We start from the raw sequence: 26,251 nt of genomic DNA, 5'->3' as shown, positions 1-26,251 counted from the left end.
ATTCATGATTATTTTAAAAAACTAATGAATAAAGTCTAAAAAGATTTAGACTATGAACCAACCAAAAAAATCACTTAGTTTTAAAAAATATCTTAACAAACTCGAGCAATATTGAATAAAACTGTCTCTCTTAGATTAATAGTAACCACACCAAGATTGTGCTACAAAATTACATCTGAAAATACTTTATAACTATGACTTTTATCATCTTTAAAATAAAACGATGCTATAAGCTGTATTAAGTAAATAAATACCTAACAATAAAAATAGGGTATATATAACTTGTACTAATTTAATGTTAGTTAAGGCTATAAAAGAGACGGTTTGTTTTGGAAAAGAAAATAGTGCCAATCCCATAAAAAGGGCTGTCCAACCTATAAGTGTAATTATTAGTTTGTAACTAAGCTCCCAAATATTATGAAATATAATGTTCAGTAATCCTATTACAATGGCCATAAATGCAATAATAATTAAAAATTTTTGATCGTATAAATCGTCAAATACTTGTTTAATTCGTTTAGGGTTAACACTTAAGATAAAAAAGAATATTAAGAGATACCAACCCCAAAATTTTGCAAAAAATAATGAATTGTCCATATCTGATAATTTTTTTGTCTTAATCTATTTCATGTAATACTAAAAATGGAATATCTACATGGTAACTAATTTTCTCTACTTTTGAATGAAATAATATTTGTTGAAAATAATTTAGATTCTTTGCAACCATACAAATTAAATTAACGGCTCTACTTTCTACAAAACATTCTATAGCATCTTCTACTTTTTTGTTTTTTAAATAATGAAACGTAAACGGATTTGTACTAAAATAATCTTCTAATAATTCTTTATTTTCAATTTGTTCTGCATTAAGGCTGTCTTTATTGCCACTGATATGAAGAATTCTCAAGTTTGTTTTAAACCGTTCTATAATTTCTGCCATTGGTTCTAATACCTGAAGATTATTAGATAGTGAAAAATCTGTAGGAAATGCAACTTCTTTTGGCGTTACATATTCTGCATTTTCTGGTATGGCTAACACGTTACATTTTACTTTAGTTATAACATCTGCAGTATTAGTGCCTAAAATAATTCTTTCAAATTCTGAAGCACCTTTTGTACCCATAACTATACAATCTATCTGCTTTTCATTTACAGTTTTTCTAATAGATTCTATAAAGGAACCTTGGTCGCTAAGCGTGAAAAATTTATGGATGCGTTTATCTACAGTTATTTCTGCTATTTCCTTTAATAGATTACGTAACTTTTGCTTAGAAGAGGACGTGTATACCTTGTCTACAACGGTATTGTTTAGTAATAATGAAGTATCAGTAACAGCTAGACTATCTAATCTATTAACATGCAACAGGTAAAAATTGCATTCTGTTTTTTCAAAAAACCGCATGGCATATCTAATGGCATTCCATGAGTTCTCAGAAAAATCTGTTGGTAGTAGTATATTTTTCATTTAGCAACAACTTAACTAGTACAAATTTAAAAGTAAGCAGCCTTAATGAAAATGATATATATCAGGTATATGCTAATTGATCTATAATTAACCTATTCTTTTAAGTTCTTCTATATCTACAATTTTTATATTTCTACCTTCAATTTTTATAATGCCATCTCGCTTAAAACTAGTTAAAGTTCTTATTAAGGTTTCTGTGGCAATACCAGCAACACTGGCTAAATCACTTCTAGAAATTTTAATTGGATCCTCCGGTTTACGATTTATCTTTTCGGCAAATTTTAATATCGTAGAAGCCGTTTTTTTAGATACAGAACTATAGGCCATTTCTAATAATTGATTTTTCATATTAGAAATGTTATCAGATAATAACTGTATAATTTCTATAGCTAATTTGTGGTTTTCATTTAATATTTGGTTAAAATGTTTGGCAGAAATACCTGTTAGTTCAACCTCTCCAATAGTAGTTGCTGTTTCTTTATGTGGATTATTGCTTGTAAATGTAGTGTATCCAAATAAGTCGTCTTCTTTATAAATTGTAGTTACAAGCTCTTTACCTTGCTCATCAATTTGGTGGCATTTTACTGTACCTTTATTAATAAGATAAATATAATTAGCATGATCTTGTTCCCTATATACTACGGTGTTTTTGCTAAAATTAAAAACGGTACCATTATCGTCAAAATAATTTTTTAAGCCATTTAAGGTTTTAATTTCATCGTCATCTTCGCTTTCAACGGAAGCTTTATGGATAGATTGTTCTCTTTCTTCTTTAAGTATGGCTGCTTTTGCAATTCTACTTTCAATAGCACTAATTAATTCGTCTTCAGCAAATGGCTTGGTAATGTAGTCATCAGCACCTAAATCCATCCCTTTACGTACATCTTGTCGCTCAGTTTTTGCAGATAAAAAAATAAACGGAATATACTTTGTGGTTTTATCTTTAGACATGGCTTCTAAAACTCCATATCCATCTAGTTCTGGCATCATAATATCACAAACAATAATATCTGGTAATACTTCTTTTGCTTTTTCTACACCAATTTTTCCATTAGCTGCTGTTTCAATTTTATAGCCAGAGAGTTCTAGTATTTCTGCAGTATTCTCTCTTAAAGTTATATCGTCTTCTATTAATAATATTTGTTTCATTATTCTGCTATATTTGGTAATTCAATAGTGAAAATAGTACCTTTATTAGGTTCACTTTCAAAATAAATTATTCCTTTTAAATTTTTTAAATGGTCTTTTACAATATTTAGACCGATTCCTGTGCCTTGGGTTAACAAAGCATTTTCGGCTCTAAAATAACGATTAAAAATATTTTTTTGATCCTTTTTGGGTATTCCAATACCGTTATCTTTTACCTTAAATGTAGTTTTAGACTCATCTTGTATTATACTGATATCTATAATGGTGTTTTCGGAAGAATATTTAATAGCATTATGAACAATATTTGAGAGTGATAATTCTACAATCTTTTCGTCTTGATGCAAAAAATAACCATCAATGCCTTCTGGATAATTAATTTGTTGGCCGTCTTTTAGTAACATATTAGCGTTGTATATAACTTCGTTTACTACTTTACTTACCTTAAATGTACTTGGAGAATATTTAATTTTTCCTTGTTCTAAACGCTCTACAGATAAGAAGTCGCTTAGAATATTATTTAAATAATGAACTTTATCTGAGATGGTTTTAATGTGTTTGTCTCTTCGTTCTTGCTGCTCTGTTAATGTGTATTTTTTAAGTAGCATTGTTGAAGTTAAAATACCACTTAAAGGTGTTTTAAACTCATGTGATACTAGTGATAAGAATTTTGTTTTTAACTCATTTAACTCTTGTTCTTTAGCTAAAGCATTTTTTAATTCTGAGGTGCGTTTTTCAACAGTACTTTCTAACTTTTCGGTATAATTTTTTCGTTCTGTAATATCTAAAATTATAGCCACAAACACTTTTTTGTTACCTAGAATAGATAATTGTAGATGAATTTCTACTGGGTAAGTTGAGCCATCTTTACGCTGATGTTGGGTCTCAAATATAAGTTTATCTTCTTTTCCATCAACTAAGGGCTTTAGTTTATTTGTAAATTGCTCTCTATTAAAATGTGGTTTTATATCTAAAGGTGTTAGCAATTTTAATTCCTCTAAACTATAGCCAATATTGTTTTGTGCACCAACATTTACATCAGTGAAAAGATAAGTTTCACAATCAAAAATATAGATTTCATTTAAAGACTCATTAAAAATATTTGCCCAATGCGAAAGTTCTTGTTCGGCCTTTTTGCGTTCTGTAATATCTTTTACTAAGGCAAGTATATAAGTATTGTCAAATATATGTATAGGGTTTAAACCTACTTCTACGGGGAAAGTAAGTCCATTTTTTTTAAGCCCAAACAAATCGCGTCCTATTGCCATTTGGCGCTTTGTTGTATTCTTTATATAGCCATTAAATTTGTCATCATGTGTGCTATGAAAATTTTTAGGGATTAATACCTCTAATTTTTGCCCCTCTAATTCCCCATTTTCGTAGCCAAATATCACATCTGCAGATGTGTTTGTTTTAATAATTGTTTGTTCTTTGTTAACCAGTATAACTCCTTCAGCTAAAGCCTCTGCTAAAGTGTTAAAAATATCTTGGTTTTGTTTAAACATATAAAAATGTTGCTTTTAATAATAGGCTAAATATATATATTCTTTTTAATAATAAGTACATATTTAAATTCAATTTATTTTAAAGTATAGCTGATTTATATCATTTTTAAAATTGTTTCATTTTTATACTTTTAAGTAAATACTTTTAGTATGAAGCGTTACACGACATATTTATTTTACCAAAATTTGGGTCGGTTATTTTATGCTTTTGTCGCTGTAGATAAGTATATTAAACCAACCGAAGTAGAAGCGGTAGAGTTGTTGGTAAAGAAATATTGGTTAAGCAACAAGGTGTTGATTAATATTTCTAAAAATGATGCAGAAGAAGCTGTTTTTTCAGTGTTTCGCAGTCTGTGTAATTATAATGAGGTTCCGTCAAAATCATTTGTAGAAAATTGCTACAATAGATTTGTACAATTTAAAAATGAAAATATATTATTATTTACAAAAGATATAAAAACTTTAATTCTAAAAACGGTTACTAAGATAACAGCAGCTTGTGCTGGCCAAAATAAATCTGAAACTATTTTGTTAGCTAAATTAAGTTTAGAATTTAATAAAAAGGTAAAAAGCAATATTTTTTTGAAAGCAAGTAAGGCAAAAAGAGACCGTAAGTAGTTTTAATTTTATGGGCTTTATTCTTCTAAGTAGATTATATAATGTAGAAACAAGTAGATTAAATATAGAGATAGTTAATTCTACTATAGTAATTAATTAAATATTAAAACTATGAAACGCTACAAGACATAGAAAATCAAATTATTACGTTAACAACAAGTATTGAAGTAAATTACCCAGAACTCTATGAAACGTTAGAGGAAAACCCAATGACGATTCCTTCAAAAAATCATCCAGATATTAATATTTCTATCATGGAAGAGTATTTACAAAGCCTTAAACAAATTTTAAAACAGTACACAAAAACGCATAACAAAAAGTAATGGCATTTATAGATTATTATAAAACCTTGGATGTCTCAAAAACGGCAACTGAGGCCGAAATTAAGAAAGCGTATAGAAAACTAGCACGCAAATACCATCCTGATCTTAACCCAAATGATAAGGAGGCAGAACAAAAATTTAAAGAAGTTAATGAAGCCCACGAAGTCTTAAGTAATCCCGAAAATCGTAAAAAGTACGATGACCATGGTGAGCATTGGCAACATGCAGAAGAATACGAAAAAGCCAAGCAACAAGAGCAATACCAACGAAGCACAAGTAGCCAATATGGTGGTTATTCTGAAGAAGATTTTTCAGATTTCTTTGGCTCTATGTTTGGAGGGCGTTCGGGACATTCGCGTGGTCAACAAGTAAGATTTAAAGGCCAAGATTTTAATGCACAATTACAACTCAATTTAAAAGATGTTTATACCACGCATAAACGAACACTTACTGTAAACAATAAAAATATCCGAATCACAATTCCAGCAGGAATAGAAAATGGTCAGATTATAAAAATTAAAGGACATGGAGGTAAAGGTGTTAATAATGGACCAAATGGAGATTTGTATATAGAATTCTCAATACTAAATGATACTGCTTTTAAAAGAGATGGAGATAATCTTTATACAACTATAAATTTAGATTTGTATAAAGCGCTTTTGGGAGGAGAAGTTACCGTTAAAACCTTTGATAGTAAAGTAAAACTAAATGTAAAACCAGAAACCCAAAACGGAACCAAAGTTAAGCTAAAGGGAAAAGGATTTCCGAAGTATAAAAAAGAGGGTCAGTTTGGTGATTTGTATGTTACATACCATATAAAAATGCCAACTCAACTAACAGAAAAAGAAAAAGAACTCTTCACAGAATTATCAAAATTAAGATAACATGGAAACAACTCATCTCATCTCAATTCAGCAATTTTGTACACATTACAATGTTCCAAAAACGTTTATTAATGCCTTGCACGAGTATGACTTAGTTGAAATTACCATTTCAGAAAACGAAAATTATTTGCAAACTAATCAACTCAATGATGTAGAAAAAATGATGCGTTTACATTATGATTTAGATATTAATTTAGAAGGTATTGATGCTATTTATAATTTACTAAAACAAGTAGAAAATCTTCAGTCTGAAATAACGACGCTTAAAAATAAACTGAATTTTTATAAAGAACAGTAAAGCAATTATATTTTTCGTTATTCAAAAAAATACCTTTAACTGATTTTTATCATTATTTATCTATTTAATATGAATTAACTTAGGAAACACTTAAATAGTAACGTCATGTTTAGAGCATTAAATGAAAGAGAGTCTACTGCACTACTAATGCTAAATTATGTAGGCAATTTATCTTATATCTATAGAGATAAACCTTTCGTTGTGCCTATTACTTATTTTTATGATATTGATAGTAATGTTATAATAGGTTACTCTGCAGAAGGACAAAAAATTAATGCTATGAGAAAAAACACAAATGTTTCGTTAAGTGTAACAGATATAGACTCAGTTAACGATTGGAAATCTGTATTAGTTCATGGCAATTACCAAGAAGTAATTGGCAGTGCTGCAAAAGCAAAACTACATCAGTTCTCTTTAGGTGTTAAAGACTTAATTATTAATAAAGAATTTAGAAAGTTAGATTTTATTAGTGAATTTTCTAGTAAAATAGAAACAGATAAATTACCCATTGTTTTTCAAATAAAAGTCCTTGAAATAACAGGTAGAATGCGTATTCATTTAGCCGAATAGGAGTGATGCTTTTCTTAAAATAGTTTTCTCAATTTTAATAATTAAGAATTTAAAACTAAGCGTTTATTTCTAAATGCAATTCCAGAACCTGATTTTAAATACCTCTCATAATCATAAGCTTTTTGTTTGTTAGAAAATAAGGATAAATGAACCAATTCTAAAGGAAGTCTATATTTAGTATACTGAACTTCTTTTTTGTTATGAGCATTTAATCTGTTATTAATATTGGTAGTGAAACCAGTATAGTAAGTGTCATCACTACATTTTAAGATATAGACAGCAAAAGGTAAATCCATGAGGTTTAGATATTTTTTTCTGAGATTTTAATTTTTAAATTGTGGACATGTCCACCGAAGCCCATTTAAAAGTTAAGTTAGAGAAGGACCTAAGTATAAAAAAAAGCCCTACTTCGCTTCTCAAAAAATCGAAGCTTCGTAGGGCGAAGGTGGAGTCGGAGAGAATCGAACTCTCGTCCAAACAAGTAACCAAAGGGCTTTCTACACGTTTATTCTTTTCTTGGGTTTTAGACTTAAAGCTGGTTAAAGACAACCCACTTTAAGCTTAGCTTTTTAATCTCGAAAAGGCATCAAAGCGCTACCTAATCTTAGTCAATTTTTACGATGCTCCTAAAAGAAACGCCACTGACTAGGGCTTTTCGGGAACATTTAGCCTTTCTACCTTGTAGAAATGAGCACGAAATCTTACTATAATTCAGATTATGCAGCTAAAGCGTAGTTATTCTCGCCGTTTAAAATTTGGTCTAGCCTTTAAGGTGTTTCAATGCCATTACACCACGTGCTTACCATTTAATTAATCTCGCTGTCAAAACCAGTCGACCCCAATTTTTAAATAAATGGACGGCGAAGTTACGAAAAAAGTTGCGCAACCTCATAAATCCTTTTACATTCGTACAATAATTATTCCATATTAAACATTGACACCTTTTGTCAGTTTATTAAACACAGTTTAGCATGACATTTGCCATTATTAAAGAACGTAAAAATCCGCCAGATAGGCGCGTGGTATTTTCACCTCAACATTTAGCAGAAGCTAGAGCTCAATTTCCAGAAGCAACTTTTGTTGTAGAATCTTCGGATATCAGAATTTTTCCAGATGAGGCTTATGCAAAATTAGGTTTCGAAGTTTTACAAGATGTCTCCCATGCAGATGTTATGATTGGTGTAAAGGAAGTACCAATTGAAAATTTAATTCCAAATAAAAAGTACTTTTATTTCTCTCATACCATAAAAAAGCAACCATACAACAGAAAGCTTTTAATTGCAATGTTAGAAAAAAACATAGAAATGTTTGATCACGAAACCATTGTAAAAGAAGATAATGCCAGACTTATAGGTTTTGGTCGTTATGCAGGTTTGGTTGGTGCATATAATGGTTTTAGAGCATTAGGTTTAAGAGATAATTTGTTTACTTTACCTAAAGTTGAAACTCTAGCCGATTTAGATGAAGTAAAAGCTGAATTAGATAAAATTACAATACCAAATATCAAAATTTTATTAACAGGAACAGGGAAGGTAGCCTATGGTGCAAAAGAAATTTTAGACCATTTGGGCATTAAACAGATTAGTGATGCGTTATACTTAACAAGTCAGTTTACAGAGCCCGTTTATGTTATGGCAGATGTTATGGAATATGCCAAACGAAAAGATGGTAAAGTAGGCGACCGATTAAAATTTTATAAAGACCCAACAGGTTATGAAAGTAATTTTATGGCTTATGCTAAAGAAACAGATTATTTTATAGCAGGTCATTTTTACGGAAATAATGCACCGTATTTGTTTACAAGAGAAGATGCTAAACATCCCGATTTTAGAATTAATTTGGTCGCAGATATTTCCTGTGATATTGATGGTCCTGTGGCAAGTACTATAAGACCATCTACAATTGCAGACCCATTTTATGGTTATGATGCAAAAACTGAAAAAGAAGTGGTTTTTAATGCAGAAGATGCAATTACAGTAATGGCAGTAGATAATTTGCCATGCGAATTACCAAAAGATGCTAGTGAAGGCTTTGGAGAAACATTTTTAAAATATGTGATACCTGCTTTTTATAATAATGATAAAGACGAGGTTTTAAAACGTGCAAAAATTACCGAAAATGGTAAATTAACGGAGCGTTTTAGTTATTTACAGGATTATATAGATGAAAAATAAAAAGAGACTATCCTAAGGAATAGTCTCTCTTTATTGAAATATTGTCTCGTCTTAACATACCAATTCAAAAAAACTTAACAATACAACTATTGTTTAAGCTTTATAATTTGTTTTAATTCTATTTTAATCAGTATTGGTTATTAGGGACGAATTATAAGTTTTTTTATTGTGTTAATTCTCCAGACCATTCACCTTCAATTTCAGAACCATCCTCTGCAGTTAAGCTAAATACAAAACCTACAGTGTCACCATCAATAGTAACTACTATTGTACCTTCGGAAGCAGAATAGTCAATACTTTCGCCATAAAATTCAGTATACACATATGAAAATTCTGTTCTTGTTTCAGAATAAGTGTATGTGCCTTCAACTAAACCGTCTTCAGAGTTGGTGTTAAGGTCAAAATATACAGAAATACCAGACGTAGATAAAAGAGTTACATCCCAATCATAGCTACCATCAGAATTAATACCATATGATTCTAAATAGCCTCCTCCATCTAAAGAATAAATAGTTCCGTCAATAGACACTTCATCATTAAGATTTAAGCTAGAGCCTCCATTATCATCATCACTACTACAAGATTGAAATGTAGACGAGATTACGGCTAAGAATAAAATTGAATAAAATAATTTTTTCATTTTAAAAAGATTTTTTTGGTTAAGTTCAAACTTAAAAATTGATTTACTAATTATCTATTTTTTTGAGGTGAGATTTTAAGAATAATAAGTTGTTTAATTGTTAAATTAATAATTAATGGAGTTTTAAATTATTGATATATTAATACTTGTGTTTTTTTTATTTTGTTTTCAAAGAGTTTTCTTCGTTAGTTCCCTTTTTATTATAATTTTGAGTTAGTTTTTAATGAATTGAAATTATTAAAAATTATAAATGCGGCATAATGTCTTATTTAATATTAGACAGTTTAAGATGAAAAATAATAATCAAAATACAGCTTTAGTAACAGGTGCAGCTTCTGGTTTAGGATATGAACTAGCTTTGCTTTTAGCTAAAGATAACTATAATCTAATCTTAATTGATATTGATGCAGAAAAGCTAGAAGAAGCAAAACAGAATATTTTAAAAGACTACCAACCAAATATTACCTTGATGGTAAAAGATTTGAGTGTTGTAAATATTGCAGAAGAAATTTATAAAGAAATTAGCAATATTGAAATTGATGTAGTAATAAATAATGCAGGTTTTGGTCTGTTTGGTACATTTTGCGATACAGATTGGGAAAGAGAAGCCAAAATGCTAAATCTTCATATTTTAACTTCAACACATTTATTGAAATTATTATTACCAGATATGGTAAATCGTGGTTCTGGTAAAATTCTTAATCTTTCTTCATTGGCAGCGTTTCAACCTGGCCCATTAATGGCGTTGTATTATGCATCAAAAGGTTATATTTTATCATTTTCTGAAGCCATTTCAAATGAATTAAAAGGAACAGGTGTTACCGTAACGGCATTGTGTCCTGGCCCAACTAAAACTTCATTTCAAAGTGTTGTGTCTGAGAACGCAGCAGAAAATAAAATAGCCTTTAATATGGCTTGCCCTAAAGACGTAGCATTGTATGGTTATAATGCTATGCAAAAAGGTAAAGTTGTTGCAATTCCTGGTGCTATCAATAAATTTTTATCTGTGTTGCCTAGAATACTTACACGAAACAGAACAACTAAAATTGTGCGTAAAATTCAAGATAAAAATAGAGCTTCTTAATTTTTAAAGTGGTTTATATTCTATTACATTTAGGTTGTCATCATTTAAGTTGATGTATTGGTAATTAACGTGGTCGTGTTTGTCAAATTCTCCGTTTTTATTAGTGTCCGAAATACTTTTAAAATATAATCTATTCAATTCTGGTATAACTTTCCAATACGCAATCTTAGCCAAATCTGGCGTTAGTTTTTTTAAGTTTTTACCATCAATGGTACTGATGTAAAGCGCTTCAATATCTTCAGAATTTATTTTTGAATCTTTGTTGGTGTCCGTATCTCTAATGGTGTAAATTAAATATTGAAATCCTGTTTGTTCTCTGATGGTTTCAAGAAATCTTACAGAGGTTATTTCAGCTATTTTATCTGTTAAAGGTGTTAGTTTTTCAGAATTTATATGCTGAAATTTTAGATTGCTGAATTCTCCTTTAATTGAAAAATCATTATAATTTGAAACCGAAAATGAGTTGTAACCACGTTTACCAGAATAACTAGAAAATCTCGACTTGTATTCTGTAATATGGCCAATTGGATGAATTAAATAGTCTGTACTATCAATTAAAATAGGTAAATCTGCTATTTCAATTTTAGAACTATCTTTTTTTACTTCTGTTTCTATTGTAGCATCATGATTAATTCTGTTCGTTCGTCTTTCATCACAATTAGATAAAGTTAAGGCAAGTGCGAATATTAAAATTATGGATTTCATGTTTTTGTTTTTTAATTGTTTTCTAAGGTATTTAAATTCTGAAACATCCAAAAGCCTACGACTAAGAACATTCCAAAACCTGTGGTGAAGAGCCATGCTTCATAATGTTGAAAAGGTGCAATAATGATATTCACAATATCCTTAAATAGTATGTGAGGACCACTTATAATTTCCCAAGAATTGTAGCGTAAAAAACGACCTAAGTAAACACCAAATCCCCATAAAAATAGAATGGCTGTGGTTATGGTTTTTATGGGAAGATTTTCAAATTTATAAGTCAAAAGATTTTGCATATCAATCACAGATAAGTAAAACAAGAACAAACCGCTTAAAGCAAATGATAAAACCACTATGATGTCTAGCCACAAAAACGTATTATTAGCAGTTCTTAAATGAATTAAATCGGTAATAATATAAGGTGCGTTTGGTAAAAAGGCTAACCAAACCAAAAAGCCAAATCCAAGCGTGAGTTTACTAACATTCTTTTTGGCGCTGAGATACATGGTTATGGCATAAGGAATAATAGCTAGGAAGACATTCCAAATTAAAAATAAGTAGAAAAAAGATTTGTTCAATTTAATTCTTACCAATAAAGACATGGCACTAAATACTAAGGCTACACTAATTAATGATAAGGTTTTAAATTGATTTTGAATTACGTTTTTTATCATATTCATAATGTCATATTTTGAAGTGAATGATATCTCCTAATTGATTTCTCAACCACCAAAACAGTTATAATACCTAAGGTGTAAGCTACCAGGTCTGTATACTGAAACGTACTCCCAAAAATGAGTTTCGCAGTATAACTATCTTGTAAGTTAAAGTAGGTTAAAAATGGTGTGAGTTGTAGGAATTCAATTAAAAAAGCAATTATGAGGACCACTAAACTAGAGGCCCAAACACTCATGTTAGTGCATCCTCTAATAATTGCATATAATAAAATAACGACTAAATAATCGCCAAATGTATGACGAATAAAGCCAGTTTTTAATGTGAAGGCAATAGCTAATTCTACTAGAAAAAGAAAGTGTGCTAGGCCTAAGTAATATTTGTTAAATTGAATTTTCATGATGTAATGTCTTGTTATTTGATGGCTATTTTATCGCCTAAAAATTTTGGCTCTACATTAAATAATAAATCTAAACTTGCTTTTGCACGCGCTAAATATTCTCTTGCTGGTCGTTTAAACACATCTTTTGCGTTATACGCAATGGCATCAATTCCATAATGCTGCGCAATGTAAATAGCACGTTCATTATGAAATTTTTGAGAAATAATAGTAATTGAATCTTGGCCAAATATTTCTTTGGCTCTTACTATGGAGTCTAAGGTTCTAAATCCTGCATAATCTAAAAATATGCGTTCTGCCGGAATGCCTTTTTCAATTAAATCGTTTTTAAAATCCGTAGGTTCATCATAGTCTTTACGGCTATTGTCTCCGCTGACTAATATGTATTCAATTTTTCCGGCTTTATAAAGCGCAACAGCTGCATCAACTCTGTGTTTGTAAAACAGATTAATGTTACCACTTGGTGCCAAACGGCTTGCACCAAGTACCAGTCCTACTTTGTTTTTTGGAATTCTATCCACATCATTATAAGTCAGTCCTTTGGCTTTGTAACCAACCCAATGAAAGGTTACTAGTACACTAATAGTAACTAAAATACCTGCTAGAATTAATAGTTTTAGTTTTTTCATATTGTCTTTAAATTAAGATGGAATAGTTCTTTTTTTGAGAAAATGGCTGCTCTAAAATCTGAAATAGAAACGTTTAGTAATTTTTGATAATCGTAATGATGAAAAGCATTTGCAGTCTTTCCTGTTTTAAAAGATTTGTAGTAATATTTATAATAATCCGGAAGAATAGCAATACCCAAAATTATGGCACCATACAAATATGGACTGCGTTTTCCGTTGCCATAACAGAGGCATTGTAGTGCAATTTCGTCTTCTACTTTTGTGCTATATCCGCAAAGCACATGGTAACAATCATGTCGCTCAACTTTTGGGATTAATTCAAAATTATTTTCATCTAAAAAATCGCCCAAATGTCTTCCAAATGAAGACCTAGGATAGTTTAATAAGTCGGCTTTAGAAACTTGCCAAGGTTGATGATTTTTAAACATTGAGGTATAGATGCGTTGCGAATGTTCAAACAGCCAAATAATAAGTTGTTTCCGCTTTTGTTTAAATATTTTCAATAGGTTGTTCATGGTAAATTGGGATGAGAGGGTTCAACAGAATGATATTTTCGTTTGCAATGTTTTAGTTTAAAATTCCATATGAAGAGCGCAATAAAATAGACGCTTGTAAAGTAGTACATCGCAAAATAGGCGAAATCCAAAGCAATAATTATTGTAATAATTAAGATACTTAAAACCATCATGTAATATGGAAACTGGTTCCTAAATACATGTTTTTTATCGTTAGGTTTATCTGAAAACCAAAACATTAAAGCGATGCTAAGTCTTAAAACTATAAATGTAATGCCGCCTCCAAATAAAACGGCAATTGCTATTAATTCGCCCATTTTATTTTTTGTTAAGTTTAAAGTTATCGTATAGTAACTCTTGCCAATTGTTGGTTCTCAATTGATAGATATATTTGTGATATTTAGATTTAATTTGAGCAACATCATCTTCATCTAACGCTTTAGTGTTTAGTTGCTCATTTAATATAAAAGTGTTGTTGTTAGAAAGGTTGAGGAGATATTTAAAATCCATAGATTTTGCATACTTAAAGTTGTAATTGGTAATGTGGTAATCCCAATTTATGGCACTAGACATGACAAGAATTATAAATGCAGCTTGTGTATTTACTCTAAACAAATACCAGTTGTTTTTAATGGAGCTTATTTTAAGAAGTGTAGTTACTAGACCTATTGTAGCCAAAATTAAATATACTAAAACGCCAATTCTTTTATACGTTAAGCCAAAGTAGTAGATGTATTGACTGTTTTTAAAAGCGATGCTTATTACAAGTAGAATGTTTAATATTATCCAAGTGTAGGCTAAGCGTTTTAAAGTTTTATTTTGCTCATAGAAGTTGAGGTTTCCTCTAAAGACATACAATAAAATCATAATAGCAATGACAATAGATGCAATTAGTGCGTTAATACCACTATGCACCTGCGCAGAAAAAAGTGAAGCTCTTATTTCCATATCTGATGTTAAAAAAGCAATATCAGTGATGAGATATAAAACAATTAAAGCATTTAATAATGAAATAAGAATAACACCAAGTTGGTTTTCTTGTTTTAGTTTAGGAAGAGAAAATGCAGATGTTTTTTGTAAACTATTTTCCGTTTTTAAGTCTAATTCAGTAGCAGGTTCTACTTCAATTGGTGCATAGATATTATTAAATAAATAGTAACCCAAACCAGCCACTAATAACCATTGAATATTAACGAAGCTAAAATCTATCTTTTCAATAATATTACTAAAAACAGGATTACCTTCTTTATACAACGCAATAAAAGTGATGAGAATAACAGCAGGAATCAATATAATTTTTGCCCAATGTAAATAGTCAATGGGTTCTTTTTTCTCTATATCATCTTCATTGGATTTAGTTTCAGATATGGCAAAATTTCTATGGAAGAAACCAGCAATAGTGGTATATAATCCATTAAGCCAATTGATATAAATGGATGATTTAGTTTCAGAAAGATGGCCAATTAACGTAAAAAATGAAACCACATTGGCAATTATAGATAGTGTAGAGCTATGAAAAAATATAGTTAAACCTGTAATAAGATACGCAGCCGAATAGATTTGGGTTTTTCTGTTTTTAAAATACGTTTGATTATTAATAAACAGAATTACAACGGTAAGAATACTAAATAGAAATAAGTTAAGTCCTATGGATTGGTCATAGAAGAATGTGCTAAATAATAAGGCTGCGATAAAGAGTGCTAATTTTTTCATGTTTAATAATTTAAAGTACTTTGTTTTTCAAAGTGAATGATTAAAAAAAAGCGACATACTAATTGTAGTCGAAATATTAGGTTTCGTTAATTTATGTGGTTGTAATATTTAATCGTTTTATATCTTGTTTATAGGCTGTTGGCAAAATGATGTCTTTTAAAATCCAATCGAGTTTAAGGCTTCTAAAAATTTTATAAACGGAAATTAATGGCTTTAATAGCGATACTTTTCTCAAATGAAGTAATGTTCTTACTGAATTCGGTAATAGTAATTTCTGCGATTCTAATAATAGGCGATACCTAAATAAGCCTAAATGTTTACGGTATTGCTTGTATAGGTCTTTAGTATAGTTTCCGTTTTTTAAATTTTCGTTTAAATGTTTTTGTCTTTCTATTTCAAAATCGGAGTAGGTTAGTGGTAGATTTTTAATTCCCATTCTAGCGCCAACATTACCAAAAACGTTTAAAACATCTTGTTTTTCTTCGAGTTGAAGCTCTCTTTCTAAAAGTTCATATGCACGAATAGAATAATCAATCAGCATATACAAAACATCCTTATAAGCCCATTGCGGAATCTTTGCACCTCGTTTATTCTCTACCGAAGTATGAATTGCTGTAATATGATTTATCGCTTTAATAGCATCATCTTTCTTTGAAAACACAATGGCTTTAGCGTAATTAACTGTAGAAAATAATCGCCCCAAAGGGTCAGACGGTAATTTGCCAGTAAAGTAGAGCCAATCGACTGCTTTGTTTGTGGCAAACTCAGCAGATGCACCAGCAAATACCAAAAGAATGGTGTCGCTAGTTCCCCAGATTTCTCTGACTATGGAGTTGTTATGTACAAAGTTTTCCATCTAAAATTCTAAGAATTAAGTCTTGTTTATTAATTTTTCAAGCGCTTCAATATGTTTTTTAAATTCTAATTTGCCCAGTTTAGTAGCACTATATCTGGTGTTAGGTTTTCTTCCAATAAATTGTTTTTCAACCAAAATATACCCTGCTTTTTCTAATGCTTTGGTATGGCTAGCCAAGTTGCCATCTGTTGCACCTAACAATTCTTTTAGCGTTTTAAAATCGGCATATTCATTAACCATAAGTACAGACATTATGCCTAGTCGTATTCTATGGTCAAAGAGTTTATTTATGTTAGTAATTATACTCATAGTATTTCCTGCAACTGCGGGAATTTCTGTCTTTAATATGTTTTGTCAAATTTACTATTAATCAAAATAGTGTCATTTAAAACTGTAATATTAATAATGTCTTCAATTTGATAGCCGTTTGTATAGTATCCAAATTGTTTTTCTGTCATTGTTTTGTTATCGCGTTTAAACGATATTATATAACTTCCATCAATATCAACGGAATTCATATTTGTATTAACTGTAATAGATTCATTTTTATCTAAACTAAACATTTGATGCTTAGAATCTGGTTGAATACTCAAAGAGTCAATTTTAAAATCACTCTTGTTTATAACTGTGAAGTTTCCTTCATTGAAACTACAAGATAGTAACAGAACTAAAGCTAAACTGTAAACAATTATGTTTTTTAAATACGTCATTTATAGTCTAGTTAGTATCGTATTTAAAATGCATCCAAGTACCATAAATAATATGCATTAGACCAAAGCCTATTGCCCAAAGCCAAAATCCATAGCCAGGATAATAACTAGCAATTAGTCCTAATATAATCTGAATATAGCCCAAATATTGAATGTCGCCTATACTATATTTTGAAGCACTAACTAAAGCCAAACCGTAAAAAATAAGCATTAAACCACCTGTTTGTCCGTAAGTACCTTGACTTAAAATAATAAGGCAATAAATACCACCAACGGCTAATGGAATGAGAAAATTTAACAATAAGCGTTTAGAGGAGTTGTCCCACATTTTGTCGCCTGTTTTTTTAGCTTTTTTTGTGGTAAGAATTATACCAGTAACAGCACTCATTATTGCAATCATCATTAAAACAGCCATGCAAGCCCAAAATACCCAACCGTGAAATATGTATAGAATACCATTACTGTACGTCATTACTAACCAATAGGCAATCGCTGCTCCAATCAGAGCATAAATACCAGCTAAAACGCCAGACAGTCCACTTAAAGAAATAAATCGTGACGATTTATTCATTAAATTTTTAATCTCACTAATGTCTTTTAGATAATCTTTATCGCTCATATTTAAAGTACTTTGAAATACAAAGTAAAATAAAATATATGGTTTCAACAAATTTATTTTTCAGTTTTAGCTAAATTTATAATCTAACAACTATTAAAATTAACACGAAATGATTGGATTACTCTTAACAATAGCAAATATTTCTGGTGGCATTTTACTTGGTCTTGCAACACTAGATAAATGGGATGGTGAAAGCAATTTTTTTAATAATATAGCTAGTAAATTGGTGCCTTTTCAAACCGTAATTGGTGGTGCGCTTGTTATTTTATCTATACTTACTATAAGAGGTGGTTTACTTTTAAATATTGTAAGTATTTTAGGTGGTATTCTTTTATTAACGCATGTTTTTAGTAAAGTTCCGGCTTTAGAAGCAACATTAAGAAAAATCTCAGCATCATTAATGCCTTTTAAAGCCATTATTGGTATTGCCTTACTTGTAATTGGGATTTTACGAATTTTTTAAAACAATTAACAATCCATTGTAGTTATTAACAAGTATGACTTTTGTCATAATCTGGGATGAGTTGAGCATTAATTTTGTACTTCACTTAATTTTTATTCAAACCTATTTCCGATATGAGTCAAATTGTTTCGCCTTCAAAATCATATACTTACAATGAAGTTTTAGAAAAGTCTTTACATTATTTTAATAATGATGAACTTGCTGCTACCACTTGGATTAATAAGTATTGTTTAAAAGATAAAGATGGTAATTTTTTAGAAAAATCTCCTGATGACATGCATTTACGTATGGCAAAACAATTTGCTCGTGTTGAGCAAAAATATAACTTAAAAGAAACGGTTAAAGATAATTTATCAGCTTACGGAAAAAAAAGAAAACCATTAGACCAAAATAAAATTTACAAACTCTTTAAAGATTTTAAATATGTTATTCCACAAGGCAGTGTAATGTTTGGTTTAGGAAATGATTATGTTATTGCTTCCTTGTCTAATTGTATTGTTGTGCCATCGGTTTTAGATTCATATGGAGGCGTATGTTATACGGATGAGCAATTGGCACAATTGTTTAAAAGACGCTGTGGTGTAGGCGTAGATTTATCAGAATTAAGGCCTAAAGATGCTTTGGTTTCTAATGCTGCTGGTTCTACCACAGGAGCGGTTTCTTTTATGAATCGTTTTTCTAATACAACCCGAGAAGTTGCTCAGAATGGAAGACGTGGCGCACTAATGTTAACTATGGATGTAAAACATCCAGATATAGAAGACTTTATTACTATAAAACAAGACTTAACCAAGATTACAGGTGCCAATATTTCTATACGTTTGTCAGATGAATTTATGCAAGCAGTAGTTAATGATACTAAGTTTACTCTACAATGGCCTATAGAAAGTAAAACTCCAAAATACACTAAGGAAATTGATGCTAAAGATCTTTGGGATAAAATTATTACCTGTGCACATAATACGGCAGAACCAGGTTTGATTTTTTGGGATAGACAACATCACTATTCTACATCTTCTGTGTATCCTGAGTTTAAAAATAGTTCTACCAATCCATGTTCTGAAATAGCCATGCAAGGTGGAGACAGTTGCAGGCTAATTGCGGTGAATTTGTTCAGTTTTGTTGAAGCTCCATTTACTAAAAAAGCGAAATTTAATTTTAAGAAATTCTATGAAGTGGTATACGAAACTCAACGCCTTATGGATGATTTAGTAGATTTAGAATTAGAGGCTGTAGAACGAATTTTAAATAAAATTAATCAAGATCCTGAGCCAGATACTATTAAGCGAACAGAAAAAGAAACTTGGGAATTATTAAAGGAAACTGGTAAAAAAGGAAGACGAACAGGTTTAGGATTTACAGCACTTGCAGATACTATTGCAGCTTTAGGAATTAAATTTGACACAGAACAAGCTTTAACCGTTGTTGATGAGGTAATGAAAACCAAAATGACGGCCGAATTTGATAGTAGTATAGATATGGCCATTACAAGAGGTCAGTTTGAAGTGTTTAATAGAAATATAGAAGATACCTCAGAATTTGTACAAATGTTGGCAGAAGAATTTCCAGATACTTATACAAGAATGATGCAGCATGGTCGCAGAAATATATCAATTAGTACGGTTGCACCAACAGGTTCATTAAGTATGTTGGCGCAAGTCTCTTCTGGTATAGAACCTGTGTTTTTATTGTCTTACATAAGACGACGAAAAGTAAATACAAATGATGAAAACTCTAAAGTAGATTTTATTGATGATTTAGGAGATGGTTTTGAAGAATTTACTGTGTATCATAAAAAGTTTGAAACTTGGATGAACACAACTGGTAATACTGAAATTATTGATAGTCCTTATGCAGGTGCAACCGCTCCAGAAATAGACTGGAAAAAACGCGTTGAAATGCAGGCCTTAGTTCAAAAATATACCACTCATTCTATTAGTTCAACCATAAATTTAGCAGCTGAAGTTACTGTAGATTTGGTAGGCGATATTTATATAGATTCTTGGCAAAAAGGACTAAAAGGTATTACGGTTTATAGAGATGGTTCTCGCAGTGGAATTTTAGTTTCAACAGATGAGAAATCAGAAAAAGAAACTAAAAATTCTAATGAAACTCTAGTAGCTAAACGACCAGATAAAATTGAAGCAGAAGTAGTGCGTTTTCATAATGAGTCTGAAAAATGGTTGGCCGTTATAGGATTTGTAGACGGACGACCTTATGAAATTTTTACAGGTGAAATGAAGGATGCGTTTAATTTACCACAATGGGTTGTAAAAGGTTGGGTTTTAAAAGGTAGAAATGAAGACGAATCCTCTCGTTACGATTTTCAGTATATAGATAACGAAGGTTACAAAATTACTATTGAAGGTTTGTCGCGCTCGTTTAATAAGGAATTTTGGAATTACGCCAAGCTTATTTCTGGTGTGTTACGTCACGGCATGCCAATGCCTTATGTAGTAGATTTAATTCAGAATTTAAATTTATACGACGACCATATTAATACTTGGAAAAATGGTGTGGCGAGAGCCTTAAAACGTTTTGTGCCAGAAGGCGCAGAAGCTGTAGATAAAAAATGCCCAAGCTGTAATGACCCAGAAGGTTTAATTTTTGAAGAAGGCTGTTTAAAATGTAAAAGTTGTGGGTATTCTAAGTGTGGATGATATAATTATTTAATATTAATTTTTAATTGTTGTAGCTAGATTTGGTGTATCTTGTATAAATGATAATTATTACATTATAATTTGAATCCAGCTGAAGAATACATCTTAAAACAACCAGAACCTTACAAAGCTATTTGTTTGCATTTGCAAGTATTAATAGCTCATACCTTGCCAGAAGCTGTATTGTTATACAAATGGCGCTTGCCTTGCTATTACATTGATAAGCGTCCAATATGCTATATTAATCAAAGTAAAGATTATGTAGATGTTGGTTTTTGGCACTCTGCCCAATTATCTAAAGAATGGGATACTTATTTGGTAACCGAAAAACGAAAAGTAGTAAAATCACTACGTTATAAATCGCTAGTAGATATAGACGATTCTATTTTAATTTCAATTTTAAAAGAAGTTGAAGCCATTAAGGAAAAAGGCTTTTATAAAAAGAACTAATGTTTACAATCTAAAAATACCACCTAGAGCAAAAATACGTTCAAAGAAATAAAAATTTTGTTCCGCATGATCAGAGCTACTTCTTGTTGTTCTAATATTATTCATGTCAATATAGCCGCCTTTGGCATCGAGTTGAATGAAAAAGTATTTGAAAAACGTAAAGTTTAAACCTATTCTTGCGGATAAACCATAACCTGAAATATGAAAATCGTCATAACGTTCCTTAAGCAGTAGTGTGGTGTTTGTCTTTGGGTACAGCATACCAGCACCCAAACCTTCAGTAATATTAATTTGAAAAGCATCTGTGTTTGTTATGCCGAACAAAGACGAAATATCATCATATCTCGCAATTTCTGTATGCACATAGTTAAGGCCGTCTGTATGCTCAAATTTTAATAATTCTGATGAAACTAAGAGTATTTCGTTATTAAAAGTTCCATTAAAAACGCTTCCTGCTTCGTCATCTGGTAAATCTATATAACCGTTTACAGTTCTATATCGATCTCTATTCATTACATATTTCATATGATCAACACCTAATGAAATTGTATAATGATCCGAAATAAAATAACCAATTTTAAAATTGGTTTGAGGAATGGTCATATTTGCCGGATTTATATAATCTATATGCCAACCTTTTGGTTTGTCTTTTGCTGTAGCGTCTTCTATTGTAAAATCGTAATCATCGCCTTTAAATCGTATATCTGATTTTGAATAGGAACCTCTATTTCCACCCCAACTTATAAAGAATTTTCCTTTGTTATTAGCTGTATACTTTGTAGGTTCTGAATTTTGTGCATTTACAAATAAAAACGAAATTGAGAACGCAATAATTAAGGTGATTTTAAATAAATGTGTCATAATTCAACACTAAAAAGTAGTTGATGTTAGTGAATAAATGAATGATAAGAGTTTTTATAACAAATTAATTGTTTTGCGTATAGCAATCAAATTGCTCAACAGTCCTTCTAAATTATCTAAATGCAACATGTTGGCACCGTCACTCTTTGCGTTAGCAGGATCAAAATGAGTTTCAATAAATAAACCATCTACATTATTAACAACACCTGCTCTGGCTATGGTTTCAATCATATCTGGTCGTCCGCCAGTTACACCGATACTTTGGTTAGGTTGTTGTAAAGAGTGTGTTACATCTAAAACAGTAGGTGCAAATTTACGCATGGTTGGTATACCTCTAAAATCTACAATCATATCTTGGTAACCAAACATAGTTCCTCTGTCTGTAATCCAAGCTTGTTCATTACCAACATCCTTTACTTTTTGTACAGCGTGTTTCATGGCTTCGGGACTCATAAATTGTCCTTTTTTTAAGTTGACTACTTTACCTGTTTTGGCTGCAGCAACTACTAAATCTGTTTGGCGAACTAAAAATGCAGGAATTTGTAATACATCTACATATTCTGCAGCCATTACGGCATCAGATGCTTCATGGATATCAGTAACCGTTGGAACATCAAATGTTTTAGAAACTTTTTTAAGAATTTTTAGTGCTTTTTCGTTACCAATACCTGTAAAACTATCAATTCTACTTCTGTTGGCTTTTTTAAAACTGCCTTTAAAAATGTAGGGAATTTCTAATTTGTCGGTTATCTTAATTACGTTTTCTGCAATACGTAAGGCCATGTCTTCGCCTTCTATAGCGCATGGTCCACATAGTAAAAAGAAGTTTTTAGAATCTGTATGTTTTAATTTAGGAATAAGTTTTAAATCCATATCAATTTAAAGGCAATAATTAGTGTGCAAATATACTATTTAACTATAACTTTTAAACCTTAATAGAAACAACATTTATGCAATGAACTATTCGTTAATTGCAAGGTATTCTACATTAACAATTTGGTAGGTGTCAAAGCCTCATAGTTCCGAAGATAAATTCATATTTTACCAACAACCAACACTCAAAATACCTTATTCATACTATTTCTAATCATCCAAAGAGACATAAAAACATTACCAACCACTAAAATGCCACTATAGAATAGAATTTTTTCAATGGTTTCTGTCCAGTTTAAAATATGTAAAATATTAAATAGGTAGGCAAATACCAGATAAGAGGATAGACAAACAAAAATAATACCCAGGCTAAAATTTAATTGACGACTAGGTTTAAAAAGTTGCCATATAAATGGAATACCACAAAGTAAAATAGGATAGGCAATAATACCTTCTAGTTTATTAAATGTTGTAAACCAATAGGTGATAACGGATAAAAAATAAAGATAAGGAATAAACTTAGTGAGTTTGCTTATAGAGTACATTTGCTAAATATTAAGGGTTAGGATTTAATCTAAATATATGTTTATTTAAATACCTAGTTAGGGATAAGTCTTTAAAAGTTAGCTTTAATGCTGTAATTCATATATTTACTCTAAAATAAGGCTACATTAAGCTTCAAAGTGAAATAATAACATATTATTAACGTAAAAAGCAGAATAAGACGTACATTTGCACGCTTAAAAATCAGCATCAGTTATGACTAAGATTAAAAACATCGCAATTATTGCACACGTCGATCACGGTAAAACAACATTGGTAGATAAGATTATGCACCACTGTCAATTATTTCGTGAAAATGAAAAAACAGGAGAATTAATTCTAGATAATAATGATTTAGAACGAGAGCGTGGTATTACTATTACATCAAAAAATGTATCAGTAACTTACAAGGATACAAAAATTAATGTTATAGATACACCAGGTCACGCCGATTTTGGAGGAGAGGTAGAGCGTGTATTAAATATGGCAGACGGTGTTTTACTTTTAGTAGATGCTTTTGAGGGACCAATGCCACAAACACGTTTTGTATTACAGAAAGCTATTAATCTAGGTTTAAAACCATGTGTGGTTGTAAACAAAGTAGATAAAGAAAACTGTACTCCAGATGAAGTACACGAAAAAGTGTTTGACCTAATGTTTGAGCTTGGTGCAGAAGAATGGCAATTAGATTTCCCTACAGTTTACGGTTCTGCAAAGAATAACTGGATGAGTGATGATTGGCAAAATGAAACGGAAAATATAGAGCCATTATTAGATATGGTGATTGAACATATACCAGAGCCAAAATTTGAAGAAGGTACAACGCAGATGTTAATTACATCTTTAGATTATTCTTCTTTTACAGGAAGAATTGCTATTGGTCGTTTAACTAGAGGTAGCTTAAAAGTAAACCAACAAATCTCATTAGTAAAAAGAGATGGTTCTATTGTTAAGAGTAAAATTAAAGAATTACATACGTTTGAAGGTGTAGGTCGTTTAAAAGTAGAAGAAGTACAAACAGGCGATATTTGTGCCATTGTAGGTTTAGATGGTTTTGAAATTGGAGACACAGTAGCTGATGCAGAAAACCCTGAAGCATTAAAAACAATTGCTATTGATGAGCCAACAATGAGTATGTTATTTACCATTAACGATTCGCCTTTCTTTGGTAAAGACGGAAAGTTTGTAACATCGCGTCATATTAAAGACCGTTTAACAAAGGAGTTAGAAAAGAACTTGGCATTACGTGTTGAAGAAACAGATAGTGCAGATAAATTTATGGTTTTTGGTAGAGGTGTATTGCACTTGTCAGTATTAATTGAAACAATGCGTCGTGAAGGTTACGAACTTCAAATTGGTCAGCCACAAGTAATCATTAAAGAAATTGATGGTGTAAAATGTGAACCTTTTGAAGAAATGACCATTGATTTACCAGAAAATGTTTCAGGTAAAGCGATTGAAATGGTAACAATGCGTAAGGGTGAAATGACGAGTATGGAAGCTAAAGGTGACCGTATGGTTTGTGAATTTTTGGTGCCATCTCGTGGTATTATTGGTTTAAGAAATCAATTATTAACGGCTACTGCAGGTGAAGCCATTATGGCACACCGTTTTGTAGATTATAAGCCACTTAAAGGAGGGATTCCAGAACGTCAAAATGGATCTTTAGTATCTATGGAAAACGGACAAGCAATTCCTTATTCTATAGATAAATTACAAGATAGAGGTAAGTTTTTCGTTGATCCAGGTGAAGATATTTACGAAGGTCAAGTGATTGGAGAAAATTCTCGTGGTGATGATATGACGGTTAACGTAACTAAAACTAAAAAATTAAGTAACGTACGTTCTTCTGGTGCAGATGATAAAGCTAAGATTGTACCAGCAATTAAGTTTTCTTTAGAAGAAGCTTTAGAATATATTCAGAAAGATGAGTATGTTGAGGTAACACCAAACCATTTACGTATTAGAAAAATCTATTTAAAAGAAGTAGATCGTAAGCGTAACAAAAATATGTAATACCATTTTGTCATTCTGAATTTATTTTAGAATCTCGAAGATGATTTATAATTTATAAAAAGAGAAATACTGAAAAGTGTTTCTCTTTTTTTTGTAAGCATATGTTTAATTTAAAGCTAGTTATTTTTGCAATCCATAATAATTGAAGTATATGGTATATAAAAATAAGATTCATCTATGGTAGACTTAACAGAATTAAAGTATGTTTTAGAGAGACGTTCATATTCAGCTTGATTTCTCACATATTGACCTCTATCTTTCTTCAAGAAATATTCTGAGATTTTATTTTGATTAGGAATATAGCATCCATCAAATGAAATAAAACGACCGTTTGGTTTTAAAGCTTTTACTGCAATTTTAAATAAATTAAAACACTGTTCATCGGTTAAATGATGTAATACTCCTGCAGATATTACTATATCAAAGGTGTTATTGTTTTTTAAATCTAAACCATCTACACCAGCACATTTAAAATGGCCTTTTTGTCCATATTTTTTTTTGGCCTGTGCAATGTAATTTTCGTCTAAATCAATACCTGTATAATCTACATCTGGTAAGAATTCTAAAATATCTCCAGGACCACAGCCAATGTCTAATATTTTCTGTCCTGGTTTAATCTTAACATTGTTTTCAACAAAAAGTTTTCGAGCTCTATAACCTCCAACAATTTTTTGATAAGTTGTATAAACTATTGGATGGCTAAGAACTTTTCTTGGGTCGAGATTTAATTGCACTGTAAATGTCTATTTTTTATCGAAACAAAATTAATAGAATAAGCTTCAAATAAGATGTTATATTTGATATTTAATAAAAATAATAAATATTGAATGAATCAAACATTCAGACGTAAAAATATAAG

31 protein-coding genes and 1 other RNA gene are annotated in these 26,251 nt (G+C 30.6%); 10 read left to right on the top strand and 22 right to left on the bottom strand.

Translation table 11 applies throughout. The annotated features are described in order from the left end of the window. Window positions 1-210 precede the first annotated feature (210 nt). From GN138_RS14650 to GN138_RS14635, 4 genes are all read right to left on the bottom strand, one after another. Window positions 211-597 carry a hypothetical protein gene (locus tag GN138_RS14650; protein ID WP_157364747.1) on the bottom strand — a complete coding sequence of 129 codons (387 nt, stop codon included), beginning with the start codon at window positions 595-597 and terminating at the stop codon, window positions 211-213. A gap of 19 nt (window positions 598-616) precedes the next feature. After that, a complete protein-coding gene (locus GN138_RS14645) occupies window positions 617-1,465 on the bottom strand; it encodes a universal stress protein (RefSeq protein ID WP_157364746.1) in 849 nt (282 codons plus the stop codon). 87 nt (window positions 1,466-1,552) lie between these two features. Continuing rightward, window positions 1,553-2,614, bottom strand: coding sequence for a response regulator (locus GN138_RS14640; protein WP_157364745.1), 1,062 nt, complete (start codon window positions 2,612-2,614; stop codon window positions 1,553-1,555). Next, window positions 2,614-4,116: a sensor histidine kinase gene (locus GN138_RS14635; protein ID WP_157364744.1), complete on the bottom strand. Its 1,503-nt coding sequence runs from the start codon at window positions 4,114-4,116 to the stop codon at window positions 2,614-2,616. The genes GN138_RS14640 and GN138_RS14635 overlap by 1 nt, the downstream gene beginning before the upstream one ends. Before the next feature lie 150 nt (window positions 4,117-4,266). On the opposite strand from GN138_RS14635, the gene GN138_RS14630 reads away from it, so the two are divergent. From GN138_RS14630 to GN138_RS14615, 4 genes are all read left to right on the top strand, one after another. Beyond that, window positions 4,267-4,734, top strand: a complete 468-nt coding sequence (locus GN138_RS14630; protein ID WP_157364743.1) for a hypothetical protein — start codon at window positions 4,267-4,269, stop codon at window positions 4,732-4,734. Between the two features lie 322 nt (window positions 4,735-5,056). Continuing rightward, window positions 5,057-5,941, top strand: coding sequence for a DnaJ C-terminal domain-containing protein (locus tag GN138_RS14625; RefSeq protein ID WP_157364742.1), 885 nt, complete (start codon window positions 5,057-5,059; stop codon window positions 5,939-5,941). A gap of 1 nt (window position 5,942) precedes the next feature. Further along, window positions 5,943-6,239: a chaperone modulator CbpM gene (locus tag GN138_RS14620; RefSeq protein ID WP_157364741.1), complete on the top strand. Its 297-nt coding sequence runs from the start codon at window positions 5,943-5,945 to the stop codon at window positions 6,237-6,239. A gap of 105 nt (window positions 6,240-6,344) precedes the next feature. After that, complete coding sequence (locus tag GN138_RS14615) at window positions 6,345-6,809, top strand: pyridoxamine 5'-phosphate oxidase family protein (RefSeq protein WP_157364740.1); 465 nt, start codon at window positions 6,345-6,347, stop codon at window positions 6,807-6,809. A gap of 41 nt (window positions 6,810-6,850) precedes the next feature. On the opposite strand, the gene GN138_RS14610 is transcribed toward GN138_RS14615, so the two are convergent. Both GN138_RS14610 and ssrA read right to left on the bottom strand, forming a co-directional pair. Continuing rightward, window positions 6,851-7,105: a GIY-YIG nuclease family protein gene (locus tag GN138_RS14610; RefSeq protein WP_157364739.1), complete on the bottom strand. Its 255-nt coding sequence runs from the start codon at window positions 7,103-7,105 to the stop codon at window positions 6,851-6,853. Window positions 7,106-7,252: 147 nt separating this feature from the next. Beyond that, window positions 7,253-7,649, bottom strand: a transfer-messenger RNA (tmRNA) gene (ssrA, locus tag GN138_RS14605). Between the two features lie 131 nt (window positions 7,650-7,780). Between ssrA and GN138_RS14600 the strand changes: the two genes are divergently transcribed. Beyond that, window positions 7,781-8,983: an NAD(P)-dependent oxidoreductase gene (locus tag GN138_RS14600; RefSeq protein WP_157364738.1), complete on the top strand. Its 1,203-nt coding sequence runs from the start codon at window positions 7,781-7,783 to the stop codon at window positions 8,981-8,983. A gap of 163 nt (window positions 8,984-9,146) precedes the next feature. Here the strand turns inward: GN138_RS14600 and GN138_RS14595 are convergent, their stop codons facing one another. Next, window positions 9,147-9,623, bottom strand: coding sequence for a hypothetical protein (locus GN138_RS14595; RefSeq protein WP_157364737.1), 477 nt, complete (start codon window positions 9,621-9,623; stop codon window positions 9,147-9,149). 289 nt (window positions 9,624-9,912) lie between these two features. Between GN138_RS14595 and GN138_RS14590 the strand changes: the two genes are divergently transcribed. After that, window positions 9,913-10,707 carry an SDR family NAD(P)-dependent oxidoreductase gene (locus tag GN138_RS14590; RefSeq protein ID WP_197429359.1) on the top strand — a complete coding sequence of 265 codons (795 nt, stop codon included), beginning with the start codon at window positions 9,913-9,915 and terminating at the stop codon, window positions 10,705-10,707. Window positions 10,708-10,710: 3 nt separating this feature from the next. On the opposite strand, the gene GN138_RS14585 is transcribed toward GN138_RS14590, so the two are convergent. The 11 genes from GN138_RS14585 to GN138_RS14535 all read right to left on the bottom strand — a co-directional run bounded on the left by GN138_RS14585 (window position 10,711) and on the right by GN138_RS14535 (window position 17,526). Continuing rightward, window positions 10,711-11,412: a hypothetical protein gene (locus GN138_RS14585; protein WP_157364735.1), complete on the bottom strand. Its 702-nt coding sequence runs from the start codon at window positions 11,410-11,412 to the stop codon at window positions 10,711-10,713. 11 nt (window positions 11,413-11,423) lie between these two features. Then, window positions 11,424-12,089, bottom strand: a complete 666-nt coding sequence (locus GN138_RS14580) for a DUF1361 domain-containing protein (protein WP_157364734.1) — start codon at window positions 12,087-12,089, stop codon at window positions 11,424-11,426. Further along, window positions 12,086-12,484 (bottom strand): ribosomal maturation YjgA family protein, encoded by a 399-nt coding sequence (locus GN138_RS14575; RefSeq protein ID WP_157364733.1) that lies wholly within the window; start codon window positions 12,482-12,484, stop codon window positions 12,086-12,088. The genes GN138_RS14580 and GN138_RS14575 overlap by 4 nt, the downstream gene beginning before the upstream one ends. 14 nt (window positions 12,485-12,498) lie before the next feature. Next, a complete protein-coding gene (locus GN138_RS14570) occupies window positions 12,499-13,113 on the bottom strand; it encodes a SanA/YdcF family protein (protein ID WP_157364732.1) in 615 nt (204 codons plus the stop codon). Beyond that, complete coding sequence (locus GN138_RS14565; protein ID WP_157364731.1) at window positions 13,110-13,628, bottom strand: Coq4 family protein; 519 nt, start codon at window positions 13,626-13,628, stop codon at window positions 13,110-13,112. The genes GN138_RS14570 and GN138_RS14565 overlap by 4 nt, the downstream gene beginning before the upstream one ends. Further along, the gene (locus tag GN138_RS14560; protein ID WP_157364730.1) at window positions 13,625-13,945 is read right to left on the bottom strand and encodes a hypothetical protein; all 321 of its coding nucleotides are present in this window, start codon (window positions 13,943-13,945) and stop codon (window positions 13,625-13,627) included. The genes GN138_RS14565 and GN138_RS14560 overlap by 4 nt, the downstream gene beginning before the upstream one ends. Window position 13,946: 1 nt before the next feature. Then, complete coding sequence (locus GN138_RS14555) at window positions 13,947-15,341, bottom strand: DUF4153 domain-containing protein (protein ID WP_157364729.1); 1,395 nt, start codon at window positions 15,339-15,341, stop codon at window positions 13,947-13,949. Between the two features lie 91 nt (window positions 15,342-15,432). Continuing rightward, on the bottom strand, window positions 15,433-16,197 hold the full coding sequence (locus tag GN138_RS14550; protein ID WP_157364728.1) for an oxygenase MpaB family protein: 765 nt from the start codon (window positions 16,195-16,197) through the stop codon (window positions 15,433-15,435). 15 nt (window positions 16,198-16,212) lie between these two features. Then, complete coding sequence (locus GN138_RS14545) at window positions 16,213-16,506, bottom strand: winged helix-turn-helix domain-containing protein (RefSeq protein WP_157364727.1); 294 nt, start codon at window positions 16,504-16,506, stop codon at window positions 16,213-16,215. Window positions 16,507-16,538: 32 nt separating this feature from the next. Next, on the bottom strand, window positions 16,539-16,907 hold the full coding sequence (locus tag GN138_RS14540; RefSeq protein ID WP_157364726.1) for a hypothetical protein: 369 nt from the start codon (window positions 16,905-16,907) through the stop codon (window positions 16,539-16,541). 7 nt (window positions 16,908-16,914) lie between these two features. After that, window positions 16,915-17,526, bottom strand: a complete 612-nt coding sequence (locus GN138_RS14535; protein WP_157364725.1) for a hypothetical protein — start codon at window positions 17,524-17,526, stop codon at window positions 16,915-16,917. A 109-nt stretch (window positions 17,527-17,635) separates the two neighbouring features. Here GN138_RS14535 and GN138_RS14530 point away from each other — a divergent pair, with 109 nt between their 5' ends. From GN138_RS14530 to GN138_RS14520, 3 genes are all read left to right on the top strand, one after another. After that, the gene (locus GN138_RS14530; protein WP_157364724.1) at window positions 17,636-17,989 is read left to right on the top strand and encodes a hypothetical protein; all 354 of its coding nucleotides are present in this window, start codon (window positions 17,636-17,638) and stop codon (window positions 17,987-17,989) included. A gap of 113 nt (window positions 17,990-18,102) precedes the next feature. Then, window positions 18,103-20,649, top strand: coding sequence for an adenosylcobalamin-dependent ribonucleoside-diphosphate reductase (locus tag GN138_RS14525; RefSeq protein WP_157364723.1), 2,547 nt, complete (start codon window positions 18,103-18,105; stop codon window positions 20,647-20,649). Between the two features lie 81 nt (window positions 20,650-20,730). Further along, window positions 20,731-21,099, top strand: coding sequence for a DUF1801 domain-containing protein (locus GN138_RS14520; RefSeq protein ID WP_157364722.1), 369 nt, complete (start codon window positions 20,731-20,733; stop codon window positions 21,097-21,099). 3 nt (window positions 21,100-21,102) lie between these two features. Here the strand turns inward: GN138_RS14520 and GN138_RS14515 are convergent, their stop codons facing one another. The 3 genes from GN138_RS14515 to GN138_RS14505 form a co-directional block, all read right to left on the bottom strand. Then, complete coding sequence (locus GN138_RS14515; RefSeq protein ID WP_157364721.1) at window positions 21,103-21,960, bottom strand: hypothetical protein; 858 nt, start codon at window positions 21,958-21,960, stop codon at window positions 21,103-21,105. Window positions 21,961-22,014: 54 nt separating this feature from the next. After that, on the bottom strand, window positions 22,015-22,833 hold the full coding sequence (gene kdsA / locus GN138_RS14510) for a 3-deoxy-8-phosphooctulonate synthase (protein ID WP_157364720.1): 819 nt from the start codon (window positions 22,831-22,833) through the stop codon (window positions 22,015-22,017). A gap of 185 nt (window positions 22,834-23,018) precedes the next feature. Further along, window positions 23,019-23,378: a hypothetical protein gene (locus GN138_RS14505; RefSeq protein ID WP_157364719.1), complete on the bottom strand. Its 360-nt coding sequence runs from the start codon at window positions 23,376-23,378 to the stop codon at window positions 23,019-23,021. A 214-nt stretch (window positions 23,379-23,592) separates the two neighbouring features. On the opposite strand from GN138_RS14505, the gene typA reads away from it, so the two are divergent. Continuing rightward, window positions 23,593-25,392, top strand: coding sequence for a translational GTPase TypA (typA, locus tag GN138_RS14500; RefSeq protein WP_157364718.1), 1,800 nt, complete (start codon window positions 23,593-23,595; stop codon window positions 25,390-25,392). A 116-nt stretch (window positions 25,393-25,508) separates the two neighbouring features. Here the strand turns inward: typA and GN138_RS14495 are convergent, their stop codons facing one another. Continuing rightward, window positions 25,509-26,126 (bottom strand): class I SAM-dependent methyltransferase, encoded by a 618-nt coding sequence (locus tag GN138_RS14495; protein ID WP_157364717.1) that lies wholly within the window; start codon window positions 26,124-26,126, stop codon window positions 25,509-25,511. Window positions 26,127-26,251 lie beyond the last annotated feature (125 nt).

Source organism: Winogradskyella endarachnes (assembly GCF_009741275.1).
GTDB lineage: Bacteria > Bacteroidota > Bacteroidia > Flavobacteriales > Flavobacteriaceae > Winogradskyella > Winogradskyella endarachnes.
Note: the sequence above shows the minus strand (reverse complement) of the source record. Positions and strands in the feature narration are given on the sequence as shown.

Coding starts and splice junctions, on each gene's coding strand:
- GN138_RS14615 (WP_157364740.1), top strand. CDS start 6,345: ATGTTTAGAGCATTAAATGAAAGAGAGTCTACTGCACTACTAATGCTA.
- GN138_RS14505 (WP_157364719.1), bottom strand. CDS start 23,378: ATGTACTCTATAAGCAAACTCACTAAGTTTATTCCTTATCTTTATTTT.
- GN138_RS14545 (WP_157364727.1), bottom strand. CDS start 16,506: ATGAGTATAATTACTAACATAAATAAACTCTTTGACCATAGAATACGA.
- GN138_RS14590 (WP_197429359.1), top strand. CDS start 9,913: ATGAAAAATAATAATCAAAATACAGCTTTAGTAACAGGTGCAGCTTCT.
- GN138_RS14550 (WP_157364728.1), bottom strand. CDS start 16,197: ATGGAAAACTTTGTACATAACAACTCCATAGTCAGAGAAATCTGGGGA.
- GN138_RS14620 (WP_157364741.1), top strand. CDS start 5,943: ATGGAAACAACTCATCTCATCTCAATTCAGCAATTTTGTACACATTAC.
- GN138_RS14645 (WP_157364746.1), bottom strand. CDS start 1,465: ATGAAAAATATACTACTACCAACAGATTTTTCTGAGAACTCATGGAAT.
- GN138_RS14555 (WP_157364729.1), bottom strand. CDS start 15,341: ATGAAAAAATTAGCACTCTTTATCGCAGCCTTATTATTTAGCACATTC.
- GN138_RS14515 (WP_157364721.1), bottom strand. CDS start 21,960: ATGACACATTTATTTAAAATCACCTTAATTATTGCGTTCTCAATTTCG.
- GN138_RS14585 (WP_157364735.1), bottom strand. CDS start 11,412: ATGAAATCCATAATTTTAATATTCGCACTTGCCTTAACTTTATCTAAT.
- GN138_RS14535 (WP_157364725.1), bottom strand. CDS start 17,526: ATGAGCGATAAAGATTATCTAAAAGACATTAGTGAGATTAAAAATTTA.
- GN138_RS14530 (WP_157364724.1), top strand. CDS start 17,636: ATGATTGGATTACTCTTAACAATAGCAAATATTTCTGGTGGCATTTTA.
- GN138_RS14575 (WP_157364733.1), bottom strand. CDS start 12,484: ATGAAAATTCAATTTAACAAATATTACTTAGGCCTAGCACACTTTCTT.
- GN138_RS14600 (WP_157364738.1), top strand. CDS start 7,781: ATGACATTTGCCATTATTAAAGAACGTAAAAATCCGCCAGATAGGCGC.
- GN138_RS14580 (WP_157364734.1), bottom strand. CDS start 12,089: ATGAATATGATAAAAAACGTAATTCAAAATCAATTTAAAACCTTATCA.
- typA (WP_157364718.1), top strand. CDS start 23,593: ATGACTAAGATTAAAAACATCGCAATTATTGCACACGTCGATCACGGT.
- GN138_RS14650 (WP_157364747.1), bottom strand. CDS start 597: ATGGACAATTCATTATTTTTTGCAAAATTTTGGGGTTGGTATCTCTTA.
- GN138_RS14540 (WP_157364726.1), bottom strand. CDS start 16,907: ATGACGTATTTAAAAAACATAATTGTTTACAGTTTAGCTTTAGTTCTG.
- GN138_RS14625 (WP_157364742.1), top strand. CDS start 5,057: ATGGCATTTATAGATTATTATAAAACCTTGGATGTCTCAAAAACGGCA.
- GN138_RS14610 (WP_157364739.1), bottom strand. CDS start 7,105: ATGGATTTACCTTTTGCTGTCTATATCTTAAAATGTAGTGATGACACT.
- kdsA (WP_157364720.1), bottom strand. CDS start 22,833: ATGGATTTAAAACTTATTCCTAAATTAAAACATACAGATTCTAAAAAC.
- GN138_RS14635 (WP_157364744.1), bottom strand. CDS start 4,116: ATGTTTAAACAAAACCAAGATATTTTTAACACTTTAGCAGAGGCTTTA.
- GN138_RS14640 (WP_157364745.1), bottom strand. CDS start 2,614: ATGAAACAAATATTATTAATAGAAGACGATATAACTTTAAGAGAGAAT.
- GN138_RS14560 (WP_157364730.1), bottom strand. CDS start 13,945: ATGGGCGAATTAATAGCAATTGCCGTTTTATTTGGAGGCGGCATTACA.
- GN138_RS14565 (WP_157364731.1), bottom strand. CDS start 13,628: ATGAACAACCTATTGAAAATATTTAAACAAAAGCGGAAACAACTTATT.
- GN138_RS14570 (WP_157364732.1), bottom strand. CDS start 13,113: ATGAAAAAACTAAAACTATTAATTCTAGCAGGTATTTTAGTTACTATT.
- GN138_RS14595 (WP_157364737.1), bottom strand. CDS start 9,623: ATGAAAAAATTATTTTATTCAATTTTATTCTTAGCCGTAATCTCGTCT.
- GN138_RS14630 (WP_157364743.1), top strand. CDS start 4,267: ATGAAGCGTTACACGACATATTTATTTTACCAAAATTTGGGTCGGTTA.
- GN138_RS14525 (WP_157364723.1), top strand. CDS start 18,103: ATGAGTCAAATTGTTTCGCCTTCAAAATCATATACTTACAATGAAGTT.